1 protein-coding gene is annotated in these 5,704 nt (G+C 72.7%); it reads left to right on the forward strand.

From position 1 onward, the window contains the following. Positions 1 to 5,704: amino acid adenylation domain-containing protein (locus ACWDR0_RS34380; protein ID WP_456355765.1), on the forward strand; the 5,704-nt coding region annotated here is incomplete at both ends.

The following is a 5,704-nucleotide window of genomic DNA, read 5'->3' on the forward strand; positions in this document are numbered from 1 at the left end:
CGGGCATCGTCTGGGACGGTCTGCGCGAGCCGGTCCAGGTCGTCCGGCGCCGCGCGACCTTCCCCGTCGTCGAGCACACGCTCGCCGTCGACTCCGCTGCATCCGCCGACCCGGCCGCCACCGTCGACGCGTTCGTGGCCACCGTGGGAACCGTGCTGGACTTGGGCCGGGCCCCACTGATGGACCTCCACACGGCCGCCCTGCCCGACGGCCGCCGCCTGGGCCTCATCCGTATGCACCATATGGTCCAGGACCACCTGGGCATGGATGTGCTGCTGGAGGAGTTGCGGGCGGTACTCGCCGGGCGGACCGACCGGCTGGCCCCCGCCCTTCCGTTCAGGAACTTCGTCGCCCGGACCCGGGCGGTCTCCCGCTCCGAACACGAGCGCTTCTTCGCCGAGCTGCTGGGCGATGTCACCGAGCCGACCGCGCCGTACGGGATTCTCGACGTCCGCGGCGACGGCAGCGACGTGGTGTCGGAGACCGTTCCCGTCGACGACGCCCTCGCCGCGCGGTTGCGTAACGTCGCACGGCGCCTCGGTGCCAGCCCGGCCACCGTCCTGCACGTGGTCTGGGCCAGGGTCCTGGCTGTTCTCTCGGGCCGTGACGACGTCGTCTTCGGCACCGTGCTCTTCGGCCGGATGAACGCGGGCGCTGGTGCCGACCGGGTCCTCGGACCGTTCATCAACACCCTTCCGGTACGGGTCCGGACGGCCGGCGTCGGCATTCGCGAAGCCGTCGAGCAGATGCGGACCCAACTGGCGGAACTCCTCGAACACGAACACGCACCCCTTGCCCTTGCCCAGCAGAGCAGCGGCGTACCGGAGAACACACCGCTCTTCACCTCGCTGTTCAACTACCGCTTCATTACCGCCACCGACGGCAACCCCGACGGCAACCGTGGCAGCACCCCCGGCGGAACCCCGGCCGGACCCACAACCGGACCCACGGACGGGCGCGCCGGAGACGGCGGCCCGGAGACCGGGGAACAGCCCGTGACGGGCCTCCGGGCCGTCTTCGCCCAGGAACGCACCAACTATCCACTGGCGATGTCCGTCAACGACCTGGGCCGCGACGGTCTCAGCCTGAGCGTGCAGACCGTTCGCGCACTCGACCCGCGTGCCGTGGGCCACCTCCTGTGCACCGCGGTGGAGAGCGCCCTGCGAGCCCTGGACGAGAGCCTGGGCGGTGGCCGGGACACGGCCCTCCGCGCCATCGGCGTACTGGGCCGGGACGAGCTGCGGCGCCTGCTGACCGGGTGGAACGAATCCGCCGGGAGCGCGCCCGAAAGCACCGTGACCGAGGAGTTCGCCCGCCAGGTGGCGGCGACCTCGGACGCCCCCGCCCTCGTTGCCGACGACGCGGTACTGACATACCGCGAACTGGACGCGCAGGCCAACCGCCTCGCCCATCTCCTGCGCCGCCGGGGCGTCGGCGCCGACGCCGTCGTCGGGCTCTGCCTGCCGCGCGGCCCGCGGCTGATCACGGCCGTCCTGGGCATTCTGAAGGCGGGGGCGGCCTATCTGCCGATCGACACGGAGTACCCGGCCGAGCGGATCGGCTTCCTGCTGGGCGACAGCGGGGCGCGTCTTGTGCTCGGGACCGCCGGCGCCCTGGGCGAGCACTCAGCCGGAGTTCCCCTGGTCGACCTCGACGACCCCGGCATATCGACGCTGCTGGCCGACTGCCCCGCCACCGCTCCCGACGGGGCCACGGACCCGGCCGCGACGGCATACGTGATCTACACCTCCGGTTCGACGGGCGTGCCCAAGGGGGTCGCGGTCGCCCACCGCGGCGCGGTCAACCTTGCTGCCGCCCAGATCGAACGGTTCGCCGTGGACAGCGACGCCCGGGTGCTCCAGTTCGCGTCCATCGGCTTCGACGCGGCAACCTCCGAGATCCTGATGGCCCTGACCTCCGGCGCCGCGCTGGTCGTGGCACCCGCCGGTGAACTGGTCCCCGGCGGCGGCCTGGCCGAACTGCTCGCACGGCACGCGGTGACCCATGTGACCCTGCCCCCGGCCGTACTCGCCGTCCTGGCCGACGGCGACCTGGCGACGGTCCGGACACTGGTGTCGGCGGGTGAGGCTCTCGACGCCGCGCTGATCGACCGCTGGGCACCGGGCCGACGGCTGATCAACGCCTACGGCCCCACCGAGATCACGGTCTGTGCGTCGATGTCGGATCCCCTGTCGGCGGGCGACGACCCGGTGATCGGTGGGCCGATCGCCAATGCGCGGGTGTTCGTGCTGGACGGAACCCTCGCTCCCGTCCCGGTGGGGGTCGCGGGTGAGCTGTATGTGGCCGGTGCGGGTGTGGCCCGCGGGTATGTGGGGCGGCCGGGGCTGACGGGAGAGCGGTTCGTCGCCTGCCCGTACGGCACCGGCGGCGAGCGCATGTACCGGACCGGTGACCTGGTGAAGTGGACGGCGGACGGGCAACTCGTCTTCGTCGGCCGGGCCGACGACCAGGTGAAGATCCGTGGTTTCCGGATCGAGCCCGGTGAGGTCGAAGCCGTACTCCTGACCCACCCCGAGGTGCGCCGGGCGGTAGTGATGGTCCGGGAGGACACCCCCGGCGACCGCCGCCTCGTCGCCTACACCGTCACCGGGGAGCCCGCGGTCGCAGAGCCCGCGGCCGGGGACCCCATGGCCGGGGACCTCGCGGCCGGAGCCGAGGGGTTCCACGACTTCCACGACCTCCACGATTTCCTCGCCGCACGGCTGCCGGACCATCTCGTCCCGGCGGCGTTCGTCACCCTGGCCGAACTGCCCCTGACGGTGAACGGCAAGATCGACCGCCGTGCGCTGCCCGCGCCCGAGTACGCCACGGGCAAGGGCCGGGCGCCGGCCACCGTCCAGGAAGAACTGCTCTGCGCTGCCTTCGCCGAAGTGCTGGGCCTGGAGTCGGTCGGCGTCGACGACGACTTCTTCCGGCTCGGCGGGCACTCCCTGCTGGCGGTCCGCCTGCTCTCCCGCATCCGTACCGTACTCGGCGCCGAGGTCGAACTCCGTACCCTCTTCGCCGCCCCGACCGTCGCGGGCCTCGCGGCCCGGCTGCCCGAGATGCCGGGGCGGTCACGTGCCCCGCTCACGGCGGCGGACCGGCCCGAGCGGGTGCCGCTCTCCTTCGCCCAGCGGCGGCTGTGGTTCCTCGCCCAGTTGGAAGGGCCGAGCGCCACCTACAACGTCACGGTCCCCATCCGGCTGAGCGGTGTGGACACGGCCGCGCTGGACGCCGCGCTGCGCGATGTCCTCGGCAGGCACGAGTCCCTGCGGACGGTCTTCCCGGCCGTCGACGGCGAGCCGTACCAGCACATCGTCGACCCCGGTGACCTCGACTGGGAGCTGGAGGTCACCGAGGCCGCGTTCGGTGAACTGGCGGCCGCCGCCGGACGGGCCTCCCGGCACGCCTTCGACCTCGCCGCCGAACTGCCCTTCCGCGCGTCGCTCTTCGTCGCGGGACCGGACGAGCAGGTCCTCGTCGTCGTGATGCACCACATCGCGTCCGACGGCTGGTCGATGGGACCGCTCGGCCGTGATCTGTCGGCCGCCTACGCGGCACGCCTCGCCGGGCGGGCCCCGGACTGGGAGCCGCTGCCGGTCCAGTACGCCGACTACACCCTCTGGCAGCGCGAACTCCTCGGCGACGAGGACGACCCGGCGAGCCCCCTCGCCGCACAGGTCGAGTACTGGCGGCAGGCGCTCGGCGGAGTGCCCGAGGAACTGCCCCTGCCCGTGGACCGGCCCCGGCCCGCGACGGCGGGCCACCAGGGGCACCGGGTCCCCCTGCGGGTCCCCGCCGAGGTCCACCGGCGGATCACGGACCTCGCCCGGACCGAGGGCGTGACCGTGTTCATGGTCCTCCAGGCCGCCCTGGCGGTCACCCTCTCCCGGCTCGGCGGCGGTACGGACATCCCGATCGGTTCCGGCGTCGCGGCCCGCGGCGACGAGGCCCTGGACGATCTCGTCGGCTTCTTCCTGAACACCCTCGTGATCCGGACCGACCTCTCCGGTGATCCGGAGTTCCGGCAGGTGCTGGGCCGGGTCCGGGAGGCGAGCCTCGGGGCCTTCGCCCACCAGGACGTCCCCTTCGAGAAGCTGGTGGAGGAGTTGGCCCCCGAACGGTCGATGTCACGCCACCCGCTCTTCCAGACCGTCCTCACCCTCCAGAACACCGAGCGGACCGCGCTGCGGCTGCCCGGCGTCGAAACCACGGCGGTCGCCGGTGTCGAAGCCACCCTGGCGGCCTCGGTCAAGTGCGACATCGACGTGATGATCGGGGAGTCGTACGACGAGAACGGCCGCCCCGCCGGGCTCCGCGGGTCGCTGACCGGCTCCGTCGACCTGTTCGACGCCTCGACGGTCGAGGCCTTCGCGGACCGTCTCGCCCGGGTCCTCGACCTGGTCACCGCGGCCCCCGGCACCCGGCTCACCGCCGTGGACGTCCTGCACTCCGGCGAACGCGAACTGATCCTCGACACCTGGAACGCCTCGGCCGCCGAAGCAGCGGCACCGACCGCCCTCGCCCTGTTCGCGGGTCGGGTGGCTGCGGCTCCCGACGCGCCGGCGGTCGTCGGTGACGGTGCGGAGGTGTCGTACGGGGAGCTGGACGCGGCGTCGAACCGGCTGGCGCATTATCTGGTGGGCCGGGGTGTGGGTGCGGAGTCGGTGGTGGGTTTGTGCCTGCCGCGGGGTGCCGGTCTGGTGACGGCGATCCTGGCCGTGCTGAAGGCGGGGGCGGCGTATCTGCCGCTCGATGCCCGGCATCCGGCCGAGCGCATCGCGTTCATGGTCGCCGACAGCGGCGCGGCCACCGTTCTCACCAGCGGAACCGAAGCCACGGCACTCACCGAGGCCCTGGCAGACGTACCGGTGGGGGTCGAAACCGTCCACCTGGACGATCCGGCGGTACGGGAGCGGATCGCGGCCCTCCCCGGCACGGCCCCCGGCACCACCGTCGGCCCGCACTCCCTGGCGTACGTCATCTACACATCGGGCTCGACCGGGACACCGAAGGGCGTCGCCCTCACCCACGGCGGAACGGTCAACCTCGCCACCGCCCAGATCCGCCGGTTCGCCGTCGACGGCGACGCCCGGGTGCTCCAGTTCGCGTCCATCGGCTTCGACGCGGCGACCTGGGAGATCCTGATGGCCCTCGGCGCCGGCGCCGCCCTGGTGGTCGCCCCGGCCGGACAACTCGTCCCCGGCAGCGGACTGGAAGACGTCGTGGCACGCCATGGCGTGACCCATGCGACGCTGCCGCCCGTGGTCCTCGGATCCCTGGCCGAGCCGGACCTCGCGACGGTAAGGACGCTGGTGTCGGCGGGTGAGGCCCTCGACGCCGCACTGATCGACCGCTGGGCACCCGGCCGCGAACTGATCAACGCCTACGGTCCGACGGAGACCACCGTCTGTGCGTCGATGTCCGGCCCGCTGTCGGCGGGGGACCAGCCGGTGATCGGTGGGCCGATCGCCAATGCGCGGGTGTTCGTGCTGGACGGAACCCTCGCCCCCGTCCCGGTGGGTGTTGCCGGTGAGCTGTATGTGGCCGGTGCGGGTGTGGCCCGGGGCTATCTGGGCCGTCCGGGGCTGACGGGAGAGCGGTTCGTCGCCTGCCCGTACGGGTCCGGTGGTGAGCGGATGTACCGGACCGGTGACCTGGTGAAGTGGACGGCGGACGGGCAGCTGATGTTCGTCGGCCG

The sequence above is a fragment of the Streptomyces sp. NPDC003691 genome, assembly GCF_053981115.1.